Raw genomic sequence first — 2,525 nt, forward strand, 5'->3', positions numbered from 1 at the left:
ACGCCCAGGTGGGCGAAATCCTGGCTGGCGTGAAGGTGATGAACAAGCTGATAGGGCTTGGTATGCCTGTTCGCCAGCCAGTGAATTGAGTGGTATCAACGGGTTGGGGAACGGCCATCCAGCGACGGATTTGATCAACAACGCCTTGTGGTGGTACTGTTGGGCTTTCATGCACTATGCCGCCCGAAACTCAAGGGGCTGGAATGTGACTGGGTGATGGTCAGCAAGTGACGAGCCCAAACGCCCGCATGCACAAGCCAAATAGGTCTTGAGCTGGTATCAGGGTTGAAGCAATACTGCTGCAAGGGGATGTGGTGCCAGTGGTTTGCCAGCATGCGGTAGAGGTGGGTTGCAACCTTATAGTGATGGGGGCTTACGGTCACTCACGGATCAGGCAGTTCATTGTGGGAAGCACGACAGCGGGGATACTGAAAACGACCAAAGCCTCTCTGCTGTTGCTGAGGTAATTTAGTAGCAGGGGCGGGATAACCTGCCCCTGCGTGTATCAGAACCAGCTTTGCACCGCCTCTCTGGCAGGTATCCCACCGGCATGTACTACCTTGTCATCGATGACGACTGCTGGCGTAGACATCACCTTGTACTTCATTATCTCGGGCAATGACTCCACCTTCTCAAGCTGAATTGACACACCAAGCTCATCCACCACCTGCTGGATAAGTTGAACAGTGTTCTTGCAGTTGGCGCAGCCGATGCCGAGCACTTTTACATTTTTCATCTCATATTCCTCATCAAGAAATTAACGGCGATACGAAGTTAAACACCCACCCAACCAACGTGAAGGAAACCAGTAGCACCAGCAGCAAGGTGCCCAGTAACTGCCACTTCATCACTTGTTTGAGCAGAATAAATTCAGGAAAACTGGCCGCTACTGTGCTCATACAAAATGCCAGTGTCGTCCCAATCGGCAGCCCATTGACAATCAAGCTCTCCATCACCGGGATCACTGCGGTGGCGTTGGAGTAGAGGGGAATGCCGATGAGAACCGCCACAGGCACTGACCACCATTGGCCTGCTCCAAGATGTGAGGCAATCCAGCCATCAGGCACAAAGCCATGAAGCGCGGCACCAAGCCCCACACCGACAATGACCCAGATCCATACCCGTTTGAAGATGGTGAGGGTTTCATCTTTAGCAAAGGCATGACGCTTGGCCAGCGAGAGGCTCGGGGCATCGGTATGCTGCTGGACGATATCACCTTGCTGATGCTGCCCCTGCTTGAGGGCCTCAGCGGCAAAATCAGCCAGCCAACGCTCGGCCTTTATCTTGTCCAAAAACGCCCCACCCAGCATGCCAACCGCCATGCCAACTACCACGTAAATCAGGGTGAACTTCCAGCCCAGCAGACTGACCAGCAACAAGACGGCCACTTCGTTGATGAGCGGTGAGGTGATGAGAAAGGCCATGGTAATCCCTAGCGGGATACCGGCTGAGGTGAAGCCGAGGAACACAGGGATACTCGAACAGGAGCAGAAGGGAGTAATGGCACCAAAGCCGGAGCCAAGAAGATAGCCCAACCCTCTGTGCTTGCCCGCCAAATAGTCCCTCACCCGTTCAACATTCAGGGAGGCCCGCAACATGGCCACGATGTAAATCATGACCAGCAGCAGGGCAAAGATCTTGCTCACATCCTCCACGAAGAAATGCAGCGCATCCCCCAGCTTGGTTTGCGGGCTCAGGCCCAATTGCTCGTAGACCAGCCAGCTGGCTAGGTCGGTGAAAATCTGAAACATAATGACTCCATCAACATCGGTGTTATCCAGAAGACGTGGCATGTCCGCAAAAGATGCTCATATCTTTTGTTTTTTGCTAACGCCGCGATCTCATGGTTCGCCCCCAGCCCCTTCATCAATCACTGAATACCAATGAATCAAGGACGCCTTGCCCGCTATGAACGCCCCCTTCTGTCGATCCGGCTGATTTGCTACGGATCAGGTATCCAGCAAAGCTCTGCTCGGCGCAACCAGGATTGCCATCTATCTGAACGGTGAACATGCCTAAATAACTGATCCTAATAGTGCTACACCTTTGCTGTGCCATAGCCATTCCCCGGGAAAGGAGACACGGTATCCATGAAGTGTTTCACTCGAGCCAGCAGGTTGGCCATCCCTCTGCATTGATGATTGCGCGTGATGGTTTCATGCAACTTGTGCCACAGCCGTTCTATGTGATTAACCCAAGGACTATAAACTGGCTGGAATACCAGGCAGAACTTAGGGTTTTTCTTCAACCATCGCTCGGTCTGTTTGCTTTTGTGAATGATGTAGTTATCGAGGATCAGCGTGATGGTTTTGGCTCGTCGGTAGTGGCGACGCAGCTTTTCCAGCATGGCGATAAACAGGGATGAGTTTTTCTTTTGCATATCCCACTGACGTAAAGCACTCTTCCGTTGCCTGCATGGAGAACGCCTGCCAGGTAATGTTTCGCGTTCTGTCCCGGCGTGACAACCCGCTTTTGCTGCGCTCTGAACATCCAGTCGGCCCCTAATTTGGGATTGAGGTCTATAT

General features: G+C 52.8%; 4 protein-coding genes and 1 pseudogene. 1 reads left to right on the forward strand and 4 read right to left on the reverse strand.

The features are described 5' to 3' along the window. The first annotated feature begins 320 nt into the window (after positions 1-320). The gene (locus J9889_RS23150) at positions 321-467 is read left to right on the forward strand and encodes a universal stress protein (RefSeq protein WP_231504395.1); all 147 of its coding nucleotides are present in this window, start codon (positions 321-323) and stop codon (positions 465-467) included. 38 nt (positions 468-505) lie between these two features. Here the strand turns inward: J9889_RS23150 and J9889_RS23155 are convergent, their stop codons facing one another. The 4 genes and pseudogenes from J9889_RS23155 to J9889_RS24380 all read right to left on the reverse strand — a co-directional run. Further along, on the reverse strand, positions 506-736 hold the full coding sequence (locus J9889_RS23155) for a thioredoxin family protein (RefSeq protein ID WP_005303858.1): 231 nt from the start codon (positions 734-736) through the stop codon (positions 506-508). Between the two features lie 13 nt (positions 737-749). Beyond that, positions 750-1,751: a permease gene (locus tag J9889_RS23160; RefSeq protein WP_005303856.1), complete on the reverse strand. Its 1,002-nt coding sequence runs from the start codon at positions 1,749-1,751 to the stop codon at positions 750-752. Between the two features lie 115 nt (positions 1,752-1,866). Next, the gene (locus J9889_RS23165; protein WP_349237022.1) at positions 1,867-2,064 is read right to left on the reverse strand and encodes a hypothetical protein; all 198 of its coding nucleotides are present in this window, start codon (positions 2,062-2,064) and stop codon (positions 1,867-1,869) included. Then, positions 2,039-2,525 (reverse strand): annotated as a pseudogene (locus J9889_RS24380) (IS630-like element ISAhy2 family transposase); the annotation flags it as partial. The gene J9889_RS23165 and the pseudogene J9889_RS24380, both read right to left, overlap by 26 nt.

Origin of the sequence: Aeromonas sp. PrichA-15 (assembly GCF_017939245.1) — a bacterium.
Taxonomy (GTDB): domain Bacteria; phylum Pseudomonadota; class Gammaproteobacteria; order Enterobacterales; family Aeromonadaceae; genus Aeromonas; species Aeromonas caviae.

Coding starts and splice junctions, on each gene's coding strand:
- J9889_RS23155 (WP_005303858.1), bottom strand. CDS start 736: ATGAAAAATGTAAAAGTGCTCGGCATCGGCTGCGCCAACTGCAAGAAC.
- J9889_RS23160 (WP_005303856.1), bottom strand. CDS start 1,751: ATGTTTCAGATTTTCACCGACCTAGCCAGCTGGCTGGTCTACGAGCAA.
- J9889_RS23165 (WP_349237022.1), bottom strand. CDS start 2,064: ATGGCTATGGCACAGCAAAGGTGTAGCACTATTAGGATCAGTTATTTA.